Annotated in this window: 14 protein-coding genes; 11 read left to right on the forward strand and 3 right to left on the reverse strand. The window is 51.5% G+C overall.

Annotation, left to right across the window (positions count from 1 at the left end):
* Positions 1-103: 103 nt before the first annotated feature.
* From MHI24_RS19995 to MHI24_RS20040, 10 genes are all read left to right on the forward strand, one after another.
* On the forward strand, positions 104-1060 hold the full coding sequence (locus MHI24_RS19995) for an ABC transporter permease subunit (RefSeq protein ID WP_340021276.1): 957 nt from the start codon (positions 104-106) through the stop codon (positions 1058-1060).
* A gap of 24 nt (positions 1061-1084) precedes the next feature.
* Positions 1085-1972 carry a carbohydrate ABC transporter permease gene (locus tag MHI24_RS20000; protein ID WP_340021277.1) on the forward strand — a complete coding sequence of 296 codons (888 nt, stop codon included), beginning with the start codon at positions 1085-1087 and terminating at the stop codon, positions 1970-1972.
* 33 nt (positions 1973-2005) lie between these two features.
* Positions 2006-3670 (forward strand): extracellular solute-binding protein, encoded by a 1665-nt coding sequence (locus tag MHI24_RS20005; protein WP_340021278.1) that lies wholly within the window; start codon positions 2006-2008, stop codon positions 3668-3670.
* Between the two features lie 127 nt (positions 3671-3797).
* A complete protein-coding gene (locus MHI24_RS20010) occupies positions 3798-5717 on the forward strand; it encodes a histidine kinase (protein ID WP_340021279.1) in 1920 nt (639 codons plus the stop codon).
* Entirely contained in the window at positions 5714-7306 is a 1593-nt protein-coding gene (locus MHI24_RS20015) for a response regulator (RefSeq protein WP_340021280.1), read from the forward strand. The genes MHI24_RS20010 and MHI24_RS20015 overlap by 4 nt, the downstream gene beginning before the upstream one ends.
* A complete protein-coding gene (locus MHI24_RS20020) occupies positions 7303-8889 on the forward strand; it encodes a glycoside hydrolase family 3 N-terminal domain-containing protein (protein ID WP_340021281.1) in 1587 nt (528 codons plus the stop codon). The genes MHI24_RS20015 and MHI24_RS20020 overlap by 4 nt, the downstream gene beginning before the upstream one ends.
* Before the next feature lie 566 nt (positions 8890-9455).
* A complete protein-coding gene (locus MHI24_RS20025) occupies positions 9456-10259 on the forward strand; it encodes a trypsin-like serine protease (RefSeq protein WP_340021282.1) in 804 nt (267 codons plus the stop codon).
* Positions 10256-10393 carry a hypothetical protein gene (locus tag MHI24_RS20030; protein ID WP_340021283.1) on the forward strand — a complete coding sequence of 46 codons (138 nt, stop codon included), beginning with the start codon at positions 10256-10258 and terminating at the stop codon, positions 10391-10393. Before MHI24_RS20025 ends, MHI24_RS20030 begins: the two co-directional genes overlap by 4 nt.
* 29 nt (positions 10394-10422) lie before the next feature.
* Entirely contained in the window at positions 10423-11199 is a 777-nt protein-coding gene (locus MHI24_RS20035; RefSeq protein ID WP_340021284.1) for a hypothetical protein, read from the forward strand.
* Between the two features lie 234 nt (positions 11200-11433).
* Positions 11434-11925 (forward strand): sigma-70 family RNA polymerase sigma factor, encoded by a 492-nt coding sequence (locus MHI24_RS20040; RefSeq protein ID WP_340021285.1) that lies wholly within the window; start codon positions 11434-11436, stop codon positions 11923-11925.
* Between the two features lie 447 nt (positions 11926-12372).
* Here MHI24_RS20040 and MHI24_RS20045 read toward each other — a convergent pair whose 3' ends face one another.
* From MHI24_RS20045 to MHI24_RS20055, 3 genes are all read right to left on the reverse strand, one after another.
* Positions 12373-13251, reverse strand: a complete 879-nt coding sequence (locus MHI24_RS20045) for a carbohydrate ABC transporter permease (protein ID WP_340021286.1) — start codon at positions 13249-13251, stop codon at positions 12373-12375.
* A 54-nt stretch (positions 13252-13305) separates the two neighbouring features.
* The gene (locus MHI24_RS20050) at positions 13306-14190 is read right to left on the reverse strand and encodes a sugar ABC transporter permease (RefSeq protein WP_340021287.1); all 885 of its coding nucleotides are present in this window, start codon (positions 14188-14190) and stop codon (positions 13306-13308) included.
* 82 nt (positions 14191-14272) lie between these two features.
* Entirely contained in the window at positions 14273-15568 is a 1296-nt protein-coding gene (locus MHI24_RS20055; RefSeq protein ID WP_340021288.1) for a sugar ABC transporter substrate-binding protein, read from the reverse strand.
* A 541-nt stretch (positions 15569-16109) separates the two neighbouring features.
* Here MHI24_RS20055 and MHI24_RS20060 point away from each other — a divergent pair.
* On the forward strand, positions 16110-18032 hold the full coding sequence (locus tag MHI24_RS20060) for an S-layer homology domain-containing protein (RefSeq protein WP_340021289.1): 1923 nt from the start codon (positions 16110-16112) through the stop codon (positions 18030-18032).
* The last annotated feature ends 9 nt before the right edge of the window (positions 18033-18041 follow it).

Below are 18041 nucleotides of genomic sequence, written 5' to 3' on the forward strand. Positions count from 1 at the left end.
AAGAAACCATACGTAAAATATGAGACCTTATGCCGAATTTGAGCTTGCTCTACAATGAGATTACAGCTGGAGTTAAACAAATGAATCAGGGGGATGTGATGGGATGAAGGCGGGAGTGGAGGCTGTAACGGCCCCCGGTATACAACAGAAAAAACGGGGAATCCTGCGCAGAATGTATAGACAACGTTATCTGCAGATCATGGCCTTGCTTGGTGTGGCGTGGATGATCGTATTCAACTATGTACCTATGTATGGAATTGTCATCGCTTTCAAAAATTACGACATTATCGGTTCAATAGCAAATGCGCCTTGGGCGGGACTGGAGCATTTCCGGGAGTTCTTTGAAGATGAGAATCTGGGATATGTGATCAAGAATACACTGGGCATCAGTGTGCTGCGTCTATTGATCGGGTTTCCGCTGCCGATTCTATTCGCCATTCTGCTTAACGAGATGCGGTCCATCCGCTTCCAAAAAAGTGTTCAGACCATTTCGTATTTGCCGTATTTCCTGTCCTGGGTTATTCTCGGCGGAATATTGACGACCTGGCTGGCGGATGTAGGCATTATTAACCAACTGCTGATGAAGCTGCATCTGATTCAAGAGCCGGTCAGCTTCCTTGCCGAGCCGAAGTATTTCTGGGGCATTGCTGTGACCTCCAGCATTTGGAAGGAGTTGGGATGGTCAGCGATCATCTATCTTGCGGCGATCTCCGGGATTTCACCCGAGCTGTATGAAGCTGCCAAGATCGACGGGGCCGGACGCCTCCAGCGCATCCGGAATATTACGCTTCCTTCCATCGCCGGAACAGTGTCCATTCTGTTCATTCTGACCGTCAGCGGCATACTTAACTCTAATTTTGATCAGATCATGGTCCTTCGTAATTCACTCAATGAAAGTGCGAGTAGTGTCATCGACATTTATATTTACCAGACCGGTCTGCAGAACGCCCGATTCTCTTACTCTACAGCGGTAAGTCTGGTCAAGTCGGTCATTGCGCTTGTACTGCTGCTGATAAGCAACAGCGTCACCAAGCGGATCAACAACACGTCGCTGTTCTAATCAAGCAAGGAGGGAGATTCACCCATGTTCCGATTGAAACGAAGAACAGGAGCCGAAATGGCCTTTGATCTGTTCAACAATCTGCTTATGCTGCTTATCTGCTTTGTCACCCTGTATCCCGTATGGTATGTACTGGTCAATTCCTTCAACGAGGGCATGGATGCGATGCTGGGCAATATTTATTGGTGGCCCAGAGTGTTCAGTCTCGACAACTACAAGGCTGTGTTCAACAATAATGGCATTATGCTGGCGATGGGGGTCACCGTGGCCAAGACCGTAGTGGGTACGGTCATTCACGTCTTCTTCACGGCAATGGTTGCTTACGCCTTGTCCCGTCAGGAACTGATCGGGCGCAAATGGTACATGATTATGGGAACGGTCACGCTTTTCTTTGGAGGCGGTCTCATTCCAACCTATCTGCTGATCCGTGATCTGGGACTGCTGGACAGCTTCTGGGTGTATATTCTTCCGGCGGCGTTCAGCTTCTATGATCTGATCATCTTCATGTCCTTTTTCCGGGAGATTCCCAAGGGGCTTGAGGAAGCGGCCGAAATTGACGGTGCGAATGAGCTTCGGATTTTCCTGCAGATTATCATTCCCATATCCATGCCGGTTATTGCTACGATCGCCTTGTTCCACGGCGTGTATCAATGGAATGATTATTTTGCCGGTGTGATCTATATCAACAACTCCGATCTGCAGCCGATCCAGACTTACTTGTACCGGGTCGTGGCGGAATCGAGCTCCAACCAGATGGTTTCTGCGATGGCCGGCAATATACAGAAGTCAGTGACTTCCCAATCGGTCAAGCTGGCGACGATGGTGGTTACAACCGTTCCGATTATCATCGTGTATCCGTTCCTGCAGAAGTATTTCGTCAAGGGAATGATGATTGGTTCGATTAAAGGTTAAGCTAATACAATAGATGAAAAGGGGAATTCATTCATGGTTAAATCGGCTAAATGGCTGTCATCTCTCACAGCATTGGCACTTACTGTTGGCCTGACTGCATGTGGAAGCGGTGCGGATAACAAGGGAGATGCTGCGAAATCCGGCAATGACAATCCGGCACCCTCCAGTAATACGCAGGTAGTTAACGCGGATGAGCCGGGCTGGAAGAGCTGGGCAGAGCCCATTACCTTCGACTGGTATCTTAATTACTCCTGGTTTGCCGACAAATGGGGTGTAGACAAGACAACCCAATACATTACGAAGAAAACCGGCGTGAATATTAACTTCATTGTTCCAGCCGGGAATGAGAATGAGAAGCTGAATACGATGATCGCGTCCAACAATCTGCCTGACTTCATCACGCTGGACTGGAATTCGGACTCGATTGATAAAATGATTCAAGGCGGCCTCGTGCTGCCGTTGAATGAGCTGGCAGAGCAATACGATCCGTATTTCTTCAAGACTGCGGATCCGGACAAGCTGAAGTGGTACACGGAGAAAGACGGGAATGTCTACGGCTATCCGAATCAGTCCAGCTCTCCGTCCGATTTCAAGAAGTACGGCGACAACTTCAATTCTGTGAACACGTTCCTTGTGCGCAAGGATATCTATGAAGCGATCGGCAAGCCGGATATGAGAACACCGGAAGGCTTCTTGAACGCCCTCAAGGCTGCCAAGGAGAAATTCCCGGAGGTGGATGGACAGCCGCTCATTCCGTTTGGTACACAGGAGTTTACAGATACAGGCAATGGTTCGTTCGGAACCAACCTGATGGATTTCCTGGCCATTCCGTATGAACAAGACGGCAAGCTGTATGACCGCTCAACCGATCCGGAGTATATCCGCTGGCTGAAAACATTCCGCGAGGCCAACGAGCAGGGTCTGATTGCCAAGGACATCTTCATTGACAAGCGTCCGCAAATGGAAGAGAAGATCACGCAAGGCCGTTATTTTGCCATGATGTTCCCGCGTTCCGATCTGCAGAACCAGAACATTACCCGGTATCAGCAGGACCCGAATTCCGTATATATTGCTGTTGACGGACCGGCAAATTCCAAGCTGGATCAGCCGAAGCTGAGCGGACCATCCATTGCGGGCTGGACGCTGACCCTAATCTCCAAGAACGTGAAGGACAAGGAGAGAGCGATCCGGTTCTTAACGTATCTCATCAGTGAAGAAGGCAACAAGGATCTCTTCTTTGGCGAGAAGGGCGTTACGTATGATACGATTGACGGGAAAGACCAATTCCTGCCGGAAGTGCTGGATATGTATAACAATGACCGTTCCTCTTTTGCCAAAACCTACGGTGCTTCCTATACATTCTGGATGATGATGGACCCTGCGCTCAGCCTGCAATGGGCTCCTGCTTCGGTGGAACCGGCTAAGCAGCCAGAGGACTGGACCCGCGGCAAAGTGGTTGACAATTCCATCTATGCGAATCTTGATCCGGCGGCCTCTTCTCCGGAAGGGATTGAACTCGGCAGAGTGAACACTCAATGGGGCAAGACGCTGCCCAAGCTGATTCTGGCCGGTTCGGAGGCTGATTTCGATGCCGCGTGGAACGAGTTCCAGCAATACCGCAAGGAACATGATCTGGATAAAATCCAGGCCTTCCAGCAAGCTGCGTTTGAACAGAACGCTGCCAAGCTCGGAAAATAACAGACCTTAAGCGAATAGGATAGCCTATGCCTGGGGCAGATCGGACGCATAGCGCCGGCTCCCCGGGTTTCGTCATGTCCGGTTCCGCTTAGAGCTGTACACTACTTGAGAAGCGGGGTGATGATTAATGAGAACGTATGCAATCGGCATGCTCCGGTCTTTCAGCGGCCACATCGGAAGACTGTCCATTCAGGCTAAGCTGATTCTGACCTACATTCTCGTTATTCTGATCCCGACTACGGTATTCTCCGGCTACATTCTTGATGCCAACTATCAGAACAGTATTACGAGCATTATAAATAAGAATGAGTATTTCCTGAATACGGAGAAGAACAATATTCTCAATCATATGAAGACGATGGAGCTTACTTCGCAGCTTGCGCAGTCCGACAAGGAAGTGCTGGACTATCTGCTCAGCAACCGGGATTTCACAGCGGAAGAATTGATTAATTTCAATACTCATTCGTACCATAACCTGCAGTACATCATGTACAACAATCCTAACATCAGCAATCTGCGTTTCTTTACCGGCAATAAGTATGCCCGTGAGATCTGGCCGATTATTTATAACGAGCAGCGCATCGCTGGTGAAGACTGGGTGAAGCGGTTCTATGCGCAGCCGGAGGCGTCATGGTGGACAATCTACCGGGGGCCAGAGGAATTGCGCAGCAGTGTGGAAGGGGAACGCCAGAATCAATTGAATTTTGCCAGTCTGATCCGGGAGATCAAATACCCGCTCGATCAGCATTTGGCACTGCTGCAGGTCAATATGCGGCTGGATGTATTCTTCTCGAATATTTACAGCAATCTGCAGGAGGCTTCTACGCAGGTGCTTGCGATTGACCGCAGCTCGCAGCTGTATTATAACGAGAGCTCTGCCTTTTACGATAAAATAGCTCCGGAAGACATTCAGCGCCAGGTGGCACTGAACGCCCGGGGAAGCGAAGGGAATTTCCGGTTTACCCATGAAGGTATTCCGTATTTGTGTGTCTATACCGGCATCGAGAGGCTGGATAGCAGGCTGCTGAGCGTGGTGTCGCTGGAATCGTCCTACAATGATATGAATGTAACCCGTCTGGCCATCGGCGGGGCGACTCTGATGCTGGTACTGATTCTCTCACTGATTACGTATAAGCTGCTGTCTGTGATCTTGAAGCGGCTGCATCTGCTGCGCGATTCCATGAAGAAGGTCCGCCAGGGTGATTTCAATGTGGAGATCCCTCAGCTTGGCGGCGATGAGGTGGGCGAGCTCGGTAATCACATCCGCCAGATGCTGAGTAAGATCAATGAGCTGATTGCAGAAGCCGTCAACAAGCAGGCCTCGGCGCAGGAGGCGGAGCTGAATTCCCTCAAGAACCAGATCGATGCCCATTTCCTGTACAATACGCTGGAGAATCTGAAGATGCTGGCGGAAATCGAGGGACAGCTGGTCATTTCAGATACATTAACCTCCCTTGGGGCGATGCTGCGCTATAATCTGCACTGGACGACACACGATGTACGGTTGTACGAAGAGATCCAGCATATTCAGAATTATATGGCGGTGATGAATGTCCGTTACAGCGGCAGACTGGAGCTGCGCCTTGACGTTCCGCAGCAATACCGTCAGCAGGAGATTCTGAAGATGTCGCTGCAGCCGATCGTGGAGAATGCGCTTAAGTACGGAATGAACGGCCCCGGCTTGCGCAGACGCGGATTGATAATCGTGATTCATGCCTACGAGCAGGACGGGTTCATGTATATAGAAATCCGGGATAACGGGGCCGGGATCTCCGCTGAACGCCTGGATAACCTTAATCGGGCTCTTCAGCTGGAGCCGGCTGCTCTGGTTAAGGACTCGCCTCTTGTTAACGGAAGCGGGTCGGGCAGGGGAGCCTCTGCATTTGATGCTTCGGGAAGCGGCATCGGGCTGCGAAATGTTCATTTGCGCATCCAGCTGCATTACGGTAAGGACAGCGGATTATGGCTGGACAGTGTGGAAGGGGAGTATACCAAGGTGACCCTTAGGGTTCCTTATTTGATTCTTTCAGGAGGACTGGCGGAATGACACGTAACGTGCTGATTGTAGATGACGAGGAGAATATCCGCCTTGGGATCCGGGTCATGCTGGAGCGGGAGTATCCTGGCGCGTACCGGTACTTCTCGGCTGAGGACGGGGAGGAGGCGCTGCAGCTGCTCAGCGAAGAATCCTTCGATATTATGATGACCGATATCCGGATGCCGGTCATGGACGGTATCACCTTGATTGAGCGTGTCCAGCAGCTTGAGCACCGGCCTGTTGTGGTCATTATCAGCGGCTATGATGATTTCGAATATGCGAAGCAGGCAATCCGCTACGAGGTCAGGGATTATCTATTGAAGCCGATTGTGCGCAGTGAGCTGTTCCAGACATTCTCGCGGCTGGAGCAGGCGCTGAAGCGGGAGCAGGAAATTGGCGGTATGCTGAGCAAGGCAACACAGAGAGAGCAGGATTACCAGCAAAATGAAATGTACTATATTCTGATGAATGCCGATATTGCAGGAGCAGAAGTAAGTGAACGGCTGAACCGGGCCGGCCTCCAGGAGCTTCAGGCCGGATATTTCATCCTGCTTATTCAGGAGACAGGGGCTAACGGCAGAACGGACGGGGGCGGCGTGCTGTATTCGCGCATTCACGAATTTGTGCATACAGAGGAATATCACTTTCTGGACAAAGAGGGAAGATCGCTGGTCGTTATCCGTGACGGGCAGCGGCTGGTGGAGCTCGCGGAGTATCTTGGACAAGACCGGCTTGTGTCTTGTCAGACGGGAATCAGTGAGTGTATGGTGCGGGCGGAGGACTTCAAGGCTGCTTATGCGCAGGCCTTGAAGGCGCTGCGGTATTTCTTCCTCACCTCCTCAACCGGCGTTATCCGCTACAGCCAGATCAAAGATAAGCCCAGAGACTTCGAGATTCCAACAGAGCAGATCGTTAAGATCGGCAATATGCTGGGTACTGGCCGTGACCAGGAGATGAAGCTGCTGCTGTCGCAGGTGCTGGATTACCGGAGAATACTCCAATATGACATTTCATATATAGAGCAGATAAGCAGGCATATCAACGAGCGGATCTTCGACAAGGCATTTAATATCTATGGCAAGGAAGCGGCAGACATTATCAAAGTGTACCGCCAGATTGGGGATCTGTACAACTCTCCGCATTTCCAGGATTACTATCACGGGGTTGAGAATCTCCTGGACCGGATGAATGATTTCATCAAGGGAATCAAATCGGCTCATCTCAACCAGAAGGAGATGGAGGCAGCGCTTCAGTTCATTGAACAGAATTATGACCGCAGCGATTTCAATCTGACGATGGTGTCGAATCATGTCTCTTTCAATTACTCCTATTTCAGCTCGGCCTTCAAGGAATATACGGGGATGAGCTTCATTCAGTACATCAAGAAACTTAGACTGGCCAAGGCCAAGGAACTGCTGGAGATCAGCAATGATAAAGTATACGAGATTAGCGCAAAGGTCGGCTTCGAGAATCCGAAGCACTTCAACAAGCTCTTCCGGGAAGCAGAGGGGATATCTCCACTGGAATACCGGATGGCAGCCGGCTTGAAGCAGAGCCCTAGTGTGCTCAGAAGCCCAAAGGAGGATCATCAGGAATGAAATATATCATTGAGCCGTCCCCGCGTATGCGTGAGATGGTGGAAGAGTGGGATTTCCGCAGGCTGTTGAATCAGGTATGTTGTCCAACCAACGCCCGGATCGGGAAGCAGATGTCTGAATTCGGAGCAATGTTCTTCTTCTCCGGTGACAAGGCAAGCCTGATGGAGGAGATTGCTTCGTTTCGCTCGGCTTGTGCAATCCCTCCGTTTATTGTCAGTGATCTGGAGAATGGGCCCGGCGATATGATTCAGGGCACGCAGCGGTTCCCCCATATGATGGGGATCAGCCAGGCGGATTCACCCGAGCTTGCGTATGAAGTTGGCCGGGCAGCTGCGCTGGAGGCCGGGCAGCTCGGCTATAACTGGACCTTCTCTCCTGTAGCAGATCAGGCCATGGACCCCGACAGTCCGGTGGTCTCCAGCCGCAGCGCCGGACAGAAGCCGGAGCAGATCGTCAAGATCGCCGGGGCGTATATGCGGGGGCTGCAGGACAACGGAATGATGGCTACGATCAAGCATTTCCCCGGAGACGGCTACGACACACTGGATCAGCATCTGACGACACCTGTCAACCGCCTGTCACCGGAGGAATGGCGTCAGGGACCCGGCCGGGTGTTCAAGGAGTTAATTGAATCCGGCGCGATGGCGGTAATGCCCGGACATATCGCATTGCCGGCTTTCGACAGCCCGGATGAGCGGGGCATCTATCCTCCGGCCACCGTATCGCGTGCCCTGCTGCAGGACCTGCTGCGCGGAGAACTGGGCTTCCAGGGGCTGATCGTGACCGATGCGATGGAGATGGGCGGGATTGCCGGATTCATGAATTATTATGATGCCTGTGCGGCAGCGCTGGAGAATGGCTGCGATATGCTGCTGTTCCCCAGGATCGAAGAGCGCTTCTATCTTGAGATGGAGCGCCGGTACACCGAAGGCAAGCTGACCCGGGAGGCATTAGTGGACCGCGCCTGCCGTGTGCTCTCGCTGAAGGAGCAAATGGGAATGACTGCCGCAGATTCTGCACCGGTGCGGGAACGGGAGCAGCCTGACCGCGATGCGATCGCCCGTCTGGCTGAGCGTTTCGTAGCGGAGAGTCTGACCCTTGTGAAGGACCGGGCCGGCCTGGTTCCTTATCCGCTGAAGCGTGAGACCAGAGTGCTGCATGTTATCATCATGAACCATGCTGACCGGTATCATGAGATGTACGAACGGATCAGGAATGAGCTGGGCAAATATTCTGATCATGTGGAGCAATGGATCGATCCCGGACCGGACCGGCTATTCACCGCCGCACTGCCTGGAACCTACGATGTGATTCTCTGTTCAATCGGCAGCCGGCAGGATTATGGTCTGAATGTCACAAGGCTGCACGGGGAGGTTGCCCGTAATATGATGGGAGGCTGGACGAAGCTCGGGACCCCGGTCATCTTCATCTCCCACTTCCATCCGTTTGTTCATAAAGAATACACGGCGTCCATTGATACCCTGATTAACACTTACGGAGACATTGAGTGTACGGCATCCGTGCTGGTTGCGGCCATTGCGGGGGAGCGGCACATCCGCCGGAAACTGGTCGCCCACGACTGACATAGGGGTACAGGAACGATGATCCGCCGGTCCCATAGGCGAAGAGCCGGTGTCTCAGGCTGTCGGGAGAATCCCGGCAGCCTTCTTTATGTGAAGCTTAAAAGTAAAATTATTCAAAAATGTGTTACTTTTAGTCGACTGATGCGTCGTATAGTAATAGACAGCATGAGCTATTTCGACGAATCACGCTATTACAGATAACCGAAGGGAGGACGTGTATCGCTGTATTGTAGGGCAAAACTTATGAAGAGAGGATGAGTTTGTTGAAAAAGAACCTCCGTTATTTTCTAGGCCTCATGCTCGTATTATTAATGATTCCAATGAGTGTCGCTGCTTCTAGTGCTGATCGTAATGCGGATTTCACTCATACTGTGCCGCGTGCCATTATACAAGCTATGGAATTGCAAGAGCCGGCCCTTCGAGCCTATCAGAATCTCTGGGACAGTTTCGATAAAAATGAACTGGGTACACCGGTGTATCCCGAACATTATGCAGGGGAATATGTCAGCGGCGATAAACTGGTAATTATGTTGGTAGATCCTACTGAAGAGCTGAAAGAGGAGTATATGAGGCGTGCAGAGGATAGTGATCATGTTATATTTGAAAGCGCTTCATATTCGCTGAATTATCTGAAGAGTCTAGATCAAGTCGCCAGACAGCTGGAGGAGCAGGATTACCGCCTCGGAAGCTACGGTGTGGACCGGAAGGCTAACGTGTTCTTTGTCTCCGTGATTGAAGAAGATTACAATAAGCTGATGAACGAGCAGCCCCAGACCCTCCAGAAGACAACGGAGAGCTTGCCGATTCGGATCGAGCCGGGAACAGCTAATTCGAGTACCGCCCAATTATGGGGAGGGGACCGGATTACCAATGAAGACAATGGCGCTGGATTAAGTGTGGGCATAGGCGGGAGCTATGGGGGCGGCAATGCCATCCTGACGGCCGGACACAGCAATGAGAAGGTGGGCTTCTTTTCTCCGAGATATCCTTATATTCAGTATTCAGGGACCCGGACAGGACAGGTCGCTTATCAGCGTGCGAATCAAGCCGTCGGTGCGACTGGCGTTGACTCCCTGGGCGACTTCGCGATGGTGAAGTTAACCGGAAGCGATACGGCGACGAACAAAGTGTATGGAAGTGTATCCATAACCGGTACCTATTCATCGGTTCCTGTGGGAACCACGATCTACAAATATGGAGCAACGACCGGATATTCATGGGGGACGGTGTCACAAGTGAGCATTAATGTCACTTACTCCGATGGCTTGTTCAATACCTATCGCGTGAACGGCCTGTATCAGTCTCTGATGCAGAATTCATCCGGTACGGATGCCGTTGCCGGAGGAGACAGCGGCGGACCGGTCACATGAAGGATGGAAATGCCAATAAGCTGCATGGTATTGTAACGGCCAGAAGCAATCCAACGAGCGGGCCTGCCAAGATCATGTATTCCACCCCTATTTATTATGCGGAGCATGCCGGCTTCACCGTTAAGACTAATTAGTTAACTGTACCCATAAGGAGGATGATGACATGTCTGTTCCCTCAGTCTCTAAGCCATTCCTGTGGTGGTGCGCCGTGATGACGGTCATTATCCTCTTGTGTGTGATTGCCTACCGGACAGGGTCCGCGTGGTATCACAATCACCAGCTACGCAAGGATTTCCCGGCTGCGGCAGCAGCCAGTCCCTATCAACAAGGCGTTCCGCTGGAGCAAATGGATCTGAGCACGTATCGCTCTTATTTTCCCGGTAATATGGCAGAGCCTGCTTACTCCTTAACGCATCGTATCGAAGCGCCTGTGTCCCTGCAGTATTATACTGAGATTCCAGCCGGTGATGCAGCGGTAGCCATGGAAATCCCCAAAGGAACGATGATTAAGGCCATTCCGGAGGAAACACAGGGGTCTTCATTCTATGAGCTAGGATATGGGTATACGAGCTATCCCACGTATGAGCAGGGCTGGCGGTATGTCCGGCCGTTCAAGACGGAAGAGGCGGCAAGCCCTGGATTGGGCGAGGAGTATTATTATATTCAAATAGACAGCTTAGAGGCAGTGTTGGACGCAGCGATTAGAGCAAATAAGCCTTTTCGGGCGGCGGTGCGTCAGCAGCATTGGAGCCTGGAACGAGGAACGCATTCCTTCGCAAGGTATATAGATGACGTACTGCATCAGAATGGAGCGTACCTGTCACCGGATCTGTTCTACCGGTCCTTTGACCGCTGGAATATGCTGCTGCTGGGAGCAGTGGTGGTGATCACCGTTGTCCTGTTAAGGCCAGGCTCATGGTTCCCCCGGATTCGCAGATAGCAAGAGAGTCCAGCTCATGATATTAGCTGTTGGAGAGAACGCCTTGGCGTTCTTTTTGCTATACAGAAGATTCACCAGCCCGAGCCCTAAGCAGAAAGGGTATAATGAATAAAATACTGTCTATTTGGTGTAATTAGGGAGGGATTACAAATTTCGCTTCGTGTTCTGCATACCTGTGAACCCGATGATGATACAACATTCCTGAAGAATCTATACGATAGCCACTACCCTTTAATGAGAAAGAAAGCATATACCATCCTTAAGGACAAGGAGATCATTGAGGATGTTATTCAAGAAGCTTTCATCAGGCTGATTCCCAAGACCTCCTTGTTACGCTCCTTGAACGGCTGCAAAGTGACCTCTTATGTCGTCAACACCATTAAGCATTATTGTTATGACCATATTCGAAGGCGCATCCGCCGTTCCAGGAAGGTCTATATCGGCTTGAACAACGATGTAGCGGAGCAAATCCCTGATCTCACCGCCGCGACAGAAGAGAACTATATCCAAGCTGAAGCAGTAGGAGCGCTAACGGAAGCATTGCTGCAATTGTCTGAACGTGACCGGAATCTGCTCTACTTCAAATACAAGCTGGAGCTGGGGGATCAACAAATCGGGGAGCTTTTGAACATTCCCGCGCAACATGTACGGCAGTATATTTCCAGAGCCAGAGGGCGGGTGCTGCGGACTTTAAGTGAAGCGGGGATGGATTACCAGATCCGTTAACGCAACATAGCCCCTTCAGGCAGAATAACCTTGGAACCGCATGAGGTCATGGTTCCGGTTACGTCTGCTTAAGGGGCTATTTGTTGTTATCGTGAGTGACATTACAGTTCATTCCATAAATGCGGTAAGGAATGAAGCAGCGTTCGTGACGAAAAAACAGGGATAAGTGTATTCTGTACAACTAAAAACAGTGAAACGGGTGGACTTCCTCGTCTAATTGTAGTCTGTACAACTAAATTTGCCCGGATTCGCGAAAATCCAAATAAAGAGGCATTTTAATTGCAGGAACTACATCTAAATACAGATTCGGCGGCACATCCGGCGATTTAGTTGTACAAATTACAATGAAGACAACCCTTGCAGACTAATCGGGGGGAGGTAAACTCCCAGTCAAGCCATTAATTCAAGTAATGCTCACATGTATAGATCTGATGAGCTGCCGGCAGCTTATTTCAGCGCCCCTTCGGTCAGGCCGGCTACGATATAGCGGTGGAAGAAGAGGTAGACGATAATCATCGGGAGGGTAATCATCGCCAGGGCCGAGAACAGCAGCTTATAGTCGGTCATATAGCGGCTGGAGAAGGCCAGCAGCCCTACCGGAATCGTCTTCAGGGAGTCGTCCTGGATGTACAGCATGGCCAACAGCAGTTCATTCCAGGCATTCAGCGCCGAGAAAATCCCCACGGTAGCCATATTCGGCACCAGCAGCGGAAGGATGAGCCGGACGTACATCCGCCAGTCGCCGCAGCCGTCGATCCGGGCAGCCTCCAGCAGCTCCTTCGGGATCGAGTCCAAATACGCCTTGAGCAGGAAGATGGCCAGCGGAAGCCCGGTACCGATATAAGGGAGAATTAAGCCCATATAAGAATCCTTCAGATTCAGCTGCTCAAAAATATAGCTCTGGGCAATGAAAAAGGATTGCAGCGGCATGAACAGTCCGAAGACGAACAACAGCATCAGCAGGCTGCTGCCGCGGAAGCGCAGCTTGCTGAAGGCGAAGGCTGCGAGGCTGGCGAAGAGCAGAATGCCCGCAACCGTGACCGAGGTAACAATTACACTGTTGCTGGCGTAGGTGCTCATGTTGCCGACCGTCCAGGCTTTGGACCAGTTCTGCAGATTGATCTGCTCGGGCAGCGCGAACGGAGAGGAGAAGATCTCCCGGTTCTCCCGGAAGGAAGAGAGAATAAGCCAGAGGATCGGGTAGGCATAGAAGCAGGAAATGACGATCATGAACAGATAATACAGGATATGCGGGAAGGTTCTGCGGCTGGCGGCTTCCCCGCGGTTGTAGGAATTTTTCTTGATATCCAGGGCTGTGGTCGTCAAGGGATACACCTCACTTTCTCATAATGTCAAAGTCTGCAGGTTCCGGGTTCCCCGCTAGTACTCCAGCACACTGGAGTCTTTCTTATTGATTCTACCGGCCACCAGCCCGATCACCGCGATCACAATCGTCATGATGACAGCCAGCGCGGAGCCGTAGCCGATGCTCATATGGGTGAAGACGACTTTGACCAGATAGGTGGTCACGATCTCGGTTGAATTATAAGGCCCGCCGTTCGTCATGACATAGAACAGATCGAAGGACTGGAAGCCGGTGAGCACACACAGCATAATGCCGGTCTCCACCAGATTACGGATCATCGGGACTTTAATCTTGAAGAAGATCTGTGCTTCCCCCGCGCCGTCCAGATAGGCCGATTCATAGACTTCTTTGGAGATGCGCTGGATGCCGGAATAGAAGATGGTCATATAAAAGCCTGCGTACACCCAGCCGGACACGATACAGATGGCATAAAGCGCGGTATCGGGGTTGCCCAGCCAGACACGGGTCCAGCTCGCAAGGCCGATTTTCTCCAGGAGGATATTAATAAGGCCGAAATCGGAATTATAGACGAACTTCCATAGATAGGAGACGACAATCATCGGCAGCATGACAGGCACGAAGAAGGCAAGCCGGAAGATGCCGCTGCCCTTGCGGCCCATCGTGATTAAGCCTGCCAGTCCGAGTCCGGCAATGACCTCAACGAAGACCGTAGCCACAATATAGATCAGCGTGTGTCCGTAGGAGTTAATGTAGACCTGGTCCTGAAAAGCGCGGATATAATTGTCGAAGCCGGTGAAATGCATCGTGCCGATCCCGTTCCAGTCATAGAAGCTGAATACGAACGTCATCAGGACGGGGACAAGGACCACGAAGCCAAACAGCAGGAGGGCTGGAGAGATGAACAGGTAGGGAGAGAGCTTATTGCTTCGGCCGGACATGGGGCCACCTCCAATTCTTGATGTACAAGGAAAAACTTCATTTCCGCTTACCAGATGAAGCCGCCTTGCGGCGGCTTCACCGTTATTTCAGCGGGGCGATGGTGGTCTCCAGCTCAGCCAGAGCATCTTCAGGGGACTCAGCGCCGCCGATCACCTTAGAGGTGGCCATATTAAGCGCGTTGGCGACCTCAATGGAATAGCCGGTATCGGGCGGCGACACCAGCACCGGGGCATTCTCCATCAGATCGTTCAATTCAAGTGAGAGCGGAAGCATGGTCTCTTTGTCGATCCCGTCCTTGGTAATCGGCACAGCACCGGCGTCAGAGAGCTTTTTGGAGGATTCGGGAGAGCTGTAGAGCTTCATGAATTCAATGGCCTCGTCGATCAGCTTGGAGTTTTTATTGACGACCATTCCGTTCAGTACGCCAATCACACTGTCCTGATTGCCCTTGCCGTCCGGCATAGCCGGTGTATTGAAGTAGCCCAGCTCAAGGTCGGGGGTTTCTTCTACTGCGGTCGCAGCCAGCCAGCTGCCGATCGGATGCATTGCGCCACTGCCGTTCAGGAACAGCATATCCGCTTCACTGTCGCTGGCGGCAGTGATATTCTCATTAATGTAGCCTTTGTCCCAGAGCTCCTTCACATAACCATAAGCCTTGACGAAATCAGGGGAATTGAACGGCTGCTTCAGCTGCATCGCCTCACTGTAGGCATCCTCGCCCGCAACCCGTGAGAGGATATGGGCAACCCAGTTGCCTGCCGTCCACAGATCGGAGTTGCCGATGACGAGCGGGGTGATGCCTGCCTGCTTGACGGTCTCGCATACCTTCAGGAATTCCTCCCAGGTGGCTGGCGGCTGCAGACCGAGATCATTGAACACCTTTTTATTGTAAAAGATGACGTTCGTCACATCGCCCGCAGTGGGAATCATATACGTCTTGCCGTCGATCACCATTCCGTTGAAGGTGCCTTCGGCGAACATATCCTTCAGTCCTGAGCTCTCCAGCTGTTCGGTAATATCTGCGGCATAACCGTCTGTTACCCGGGTCTGCAGCCGCTGTCCGGCCCATTCGAAGTACAGATCAGGCGCGTTCTTGCCGCTAAGCAGATTGGGCAGGCCGATCGTCTGGTACGTGTCATCGTCCTGATAGTTGAATTCCACCTTAATCCCCTGATGCTGTGCCTCGAACTCCTTGCCGATCGTCTCCCAGACCTTGATCAAGCCTTCGCCGGGCGAGCCCATTGCAATCCGGAGGGTTTCCTGTTTCGCACCGGAGCTGCCGGTACTAGCTGAGCTATCATTAGAAGCTGTAGAAGAGCAGCCCGTCAAGGCGGTAACCAGCATCGTTGAGACCAGTGCAATCATCCTTTTATTCATTCGTTAATCGCTCCTTAGATTGGTATTGGAAATAAGCTGACGCGACTACGTATCCCCTCTAATTACTGTTCTCCCCTTCGTCTTCACACTCCCCATATGTAATATTACTTAACTCAATTGAGTGAGGTATCTCTGATCTTGTCCGAGATTTGTTGAAGAATTGATAATTTGTAGTAACAATATAGTTTTCATTATTAAGTATAGCAGGGAGGCTGTCAATTGTTTTTTTGAACGAATAGACAGAAAAAATTCATTTTTATCAGAAAACTAGCAGGGAGAAGTTGTTCCTCCGTAAAATTTTGTAAGCGTAAACAATGTTGATAGTACAAGGAAATATACGATGTTATGGGAGGAAGTGGAAAATGGGGGCGCATATATATCTCGGTTTAATAAATGTGTTGACAATTTGTTATGATTAAAAATAGAATGTGTGTAAATGTTACTACAACAACATTAATAACGTTACATGGAGGTGACATGACTGAGGTTGCTCCGCCCCGGCTTTATCGCGTTAACGATTACACTTTGAGGAGGAATGCATATGAAGTTCAGATGGAAGCAGGTGCTCGGAGTATTCGCCGTCGTGTCGTCCGTGGCATTTACGTGCGTGTCCACGGTATCGGCAGCAACAACCGAGAAGATTCCTGCATGGGCCGCCAAGGAAATAGCGTCGTGGAAGGAGATGGGGCTGCTGAAGGGGAATCCGGACGGCCTCGTTCTGCCGGATGACGGAATCCGCAAAACAGAATTCGCCGCCTTGATTAACCGGATCTTTAATTTCAGTGAGGAGAGCAGCCAGAGCTTCAGCGATGTCCCTAAGACAGCCTGGTACGCCTCTGACATCAGCAAGGCGGTTGCCGCCGGTGCGCTTATCGGCAGTGGCGATGGCAAGATTAATCCGCTGGAGATCCTGACCCGTGAGCAGGCAGCGCTGATGCTCAGCAGAGTATTCAATGTTACCGCTTCAGGGAATTCATATGCCCCGTTCACGGATGATGCTCTTATTGCCGGCTGGTCCAAGGAAGCGGTCTATGCGATGAAGGAAGCCGGTTATGTGGAGGGCACGCCGCAAGGTGCGTTCCAGCCCAAGAAGGCGCTGACGCGGGCCGAGGCGGTGAAGATGATCAACAATGCCATGGGAACCCTGATTGCAGACGGGGCAGAGCATTCCGGCATCTCCGGCAGCAACCTGATCGTTAATACAGCAGGAGGTACGCTATCTGATCTGAAATTATCAGGGAATTTATATATTACTCCCGGCGTTGGGGAAGGGAACTTAAGTCTCAATAACGCAGCGGTTGGGGGCGTCGTCTACATCAACGGCGGCGGTGTGAACAGCATTACCCTGACAGACAGTCAGGTGGGCAGCATTGTCATCAGCAAACCCGCCTCCCCGGTAAGAGTTCTCCTGAAGGGGAAGACAACTGCCGGGAAGATGGATGTAACCTCGGGTGCCAGAATCGTTAATGAATCCGGCCAGGCGATAAGTACCATTAACTTGCTTACGCGGGCTTCCGATGCTGTCTCGGTGTCAGGGGATGTTAATGAATTGAATGTGGCTGCACCGGCAAGCTTCACGCTGGAGAGCGGGCAGATTGGAAGCTTCAACGTCTCTCTTAAGGCAGGCGGGTCAGCGATTAAGCTGAACAAAGGCGGGGTCATCAAGACAATGACCTTGAACAGTGCCGCAGCTATAACCGGTGAAGGAACAATCGCAGAAGCAGTGGTCAATGGAGAAGGTGTGTCTTTCTCGGTCAAGCCGGACAAGCTGACGGTCAATGCTGCGAAGGTAACGATAGGCGGACAAGACTATGATGCATCAGGTCATCTTATTAATCCTGCGGCCGGCAATCCAGGAGGATCGGGTTCAAGTGGTGGCACAAGCACCCCGGCTCCAACACCTGCTCCTACTCAGATTCCAACCCCTAGCCCGGACACAGGCGGTCCGACACCAACACCAACACCGACGCCTACACCTACACCAACGCCCAAACCAACGCCGACACCTACACCAACCCCGACACCTGAGCCCAAAGCTGCCGAGCTGTATACCTATGCGGAAGCCTTAAGCTCGTTCAGCTCCACAGGAGCAGAAGGGCTGGCCAAGCAATATCTGACCTTCCTTCAGGACCCGTCCTACAATCCTCCGATAGCAAGCAAGGATGTGGTCATGCCGGACCTTGTGAATGCCGTGACTTTTGTGAACTATGAATTTAATATCAAGCCTTCCATATTCGCTTCGATGCGGGGGATTAACACCTCTGTTCTAGACAAGACCCGTACTTATTTATGGATCGGAACAGACAGCGGAGTCACCAAAATTAATCTCGCCACGAATGAAATGACCAGTTATTCCGCTCAAGGCAAGCAATTGTACGATGATAAGGTGCTGCTGCTTTTGCCGGATGAACATACGGGGGTACTGGTGATCACAAGAACCGGCGTATCGCATATCTACCAATAAGGAAAGGGG

Source organism: Paenibacillus sp. FSL K6-1096 (assembly GCF_037977055.1).
Taxonomy (GTDB): Bacteria; Bacillota; Bacilli; order Paenibacillales; family Paenibacillaceae; genus Paenibacillus_AQ.

What these genes read in the sequence shown, in the direction of transcription:
- MHI24_RS20060 (WP_340021289.1), top strand. Translation starts at nt 16,110, where the DNA reads ATGAAGTTCAGATGGAAGCAGGTGCTCGGAGTATTCGCCGTCGTGTCG.
- MHI24_RS20025 (WP_340021282.1), top strand. Translation starts at nt 9,456, where the DNA reads ATGAGGCGTGCAGAGGATAGTGATCATGTTATATTTGAAAGCGCTTCA.
- MHI24_RS20040 (WP_340021285.1), top strand. Translation starts at nt 11,434, where the DNA reads ATGAGAAAGAAAGCATATACCATCCTTAAGGACAAGGAGATCATTGAG.
- MHI24_RS20020 (WP_340021281.1), top strand. Translation starts at nt 7,303, where the DNA reads ATGAAATATATCATTGAGCCGTCCCCGCGTATGCGTGAGATGGTGGAA.
- MHI24_RS20055 (WP_340021288.1), bottom strand. Translation starts at nt 15,568, where the DNA reads ATGAATAAAAGGATGATTGCACTGGTCTCAACGATGCTGGTTACCGCC.
- MHI24_RS20015 (WP_340021280.1), top strand. Translation starts at nt 5,714, where the DNA reads ATGACACGTAACGTGCTGATTGTAGATGACGAGGAGAATATCCGCCTT.
- MHI24_RS20010 (WP_340021279.1), top strand. Translation starts at nt 3,798, where the DNA reads ATGAGAACGTATGCAATCGGCATGCTCCGGTCTTTCAGCGGCCACATC.
- MHI24_RS19995 (WP_340021276.1), top strand. Translation starts at nt 104, where the DNA reads ATGAAGGCGGGAGTGGAGGCTGTAACGGCCCCCGGTATACAACAGAAA.
- MHI24_RS20050 (WP_340021287.1), bottom strand. Translation starts at nt 14,190, where the DNA reads ATGTCCGGCCGAAGCAATAAGCTCTCTCCCTACCTGTTCATCTCTCCA.
- MHI24_RS20000 (WP_340021277.1), top strand. Translation starts at nt 1,085, where the DNA reads ATGTTCCGATTGAAACGAAGAACAGGAGCCGAAATGGCCTTTGATCTG.
- MHI24_RS20035 (WP_340021284.1), top strand. Translation starts at nt 10,423, where the DNA reads ATGTCTGTTCCCTCAGTCTCTAAGCCATTCCTGTGGTGGTGCGCCGTG.
- MHI24_RS20030 (WP_340021283.1), top strand. Translation starts at nt 10,256, where the DNA reads ATGAAGGATGGAAATGCCAATAAGCTGCATGGTATTGTAACGGCCAGA.
- MHI24_RS20005 (WP_340021278.1), top strand. Translation starts at nt 2,006, where the DNA reads ATGGTTAAATCGGCTAAATGGCTGTCATCTCTCACAGCATTGGCACTT.